Source organism: Caballeronia humi, from assembly GCF_001544475.1.
GTDB lineage: Bacteria > Pseudomonadota > Gammaproteobacteria > Burkholderiales > Burkholderiaceae > Caballeronia > Caballeronia humi.
Window position 1 is genome coordinate 1 of sequence record NZ_FCNW02000220.1, and the last position, 773, is coordinate 773.

Consider the following 773-nt stretch of genomic DNA (forward strand, 5'->3'; position numbering starts at 1 on the left):
AATCCCGATCAGGTCGGTAAATCTGAACTCACTCGACACCCTCAAACGCAAGAGCAAAAAGCCGCCTGAAATCCAATTGTTGAGGCGACATCTAGCTTGAAAATTTCCGAGGTTGACAACGTTTGCCGGCAGGATAACGTCACCCCTTCGCTCCGCTCCCATTACAGGCGCTTCCACGCTACTACGGGTGACTCCGCCCCTTGGTCCAGCATCGGTATTCTTCCTCATGGTTTCTGCCATTTGTCATTTCCCTTCGCATCTGGAACAAGGTTCTCACGTTCCGTACCAAAGCCTGTATTGAGATCATGCCGCCTATACACCGGCTGCCATCGGGCCCGTAAGCAGGTATCGTCCCGATTTGTCCTGAGGCCAATGGTCTACCTCAGTTTCGACAGCGCCTTGGGCATAACGATGCGTCATCGAACGGTTTGCTTTCGCTCATCTTCTCAATACGTATCTGCCACCCTCAGCGGGTGACTTTTCCACAGTCGCTCACCACCACGCCTTTTGAACGCAGCAGCACCGGGCGGTTTGAAGTCTGCTCCTGCAAGCCGACTTCGGAAGACCTTCTTCCATCTTCGGTACAGCATCCCAAGCTTGCGCTCAGGTTCGTGACACACACCACTGCTTGCCTTTTCGTGTCTGATGCATCTCGGGGTCTCGCGCCTTTTCTTTGTTTTTCGTCGAGCTCGGCGCACCGATAATGGTGGCATCCACGATGGTGCCGGTGCCGATCTTCAGGCCGCGACCTTGCAGTATCTCACCTACCTTGG

General features: G+C 54.3%; 1 protein-coding gene and 1 pseudogene. Both read right to left on the minus strand.

Going from position 1 to position 773, the window contains the following annotated elements; translation table 11 throughout:
- A partial coding sequence (locus AWB65_RS37590) for a hypothetical protein (protein ID WP_125474317.1) occupies positions 1–240 on the minus strand: 240 nt, incomplete at its 3' end.
- Positions 241–621: 381 nt separating this feature from the next.
- A pseudogene (locus AWB65_RS36565) lies at positions 622–773 on the minus strand (IS5/IS1182 family transposase); the annotation flags it as partial.